At 62.0% G+C, this 234-nt stretch carries 1 pseudogene; it reads right to left on the bottom strand.

The features are described 5' to 3' along the window. Positions 1-234, bottom strand: a pseudogene (locus KVT28_RS27040) (esterase); the annotation flags it as partial.

Here is a 234-nt window from a genome sequence, read left to right on the forward strand (position 1 = left end):
AGATAGGGTGGTCCGATGGTGACCGAGTCCTGCCTGGCCAAAGGCCTTCTGCAAACGCCCCGGTTCAGCAAAGGGCACCACTTCATCCCCTTCGCCGTGCCACAACAGCAAAGGTCGATTCGCCAGTTTCTCCAGCTGGTCGCTGGGATCGTAAGACGCCAGCGGTGCTAAACGCGCGGCAAACGCCTCTTTCTGCTCTGGCGTGCGCGCCACCAGCGGCGGCAACAGCGTATG

The organism is Pantoea sp. GbtcB22 (assembly GCF_019091025.1).
Classification (GTDB): Bacteria; Pseudomonadota; Gammaproteobacteria; order Enterobacterales; family Enterobacteriaceae; genus Pantoea; species Pantoea leporis.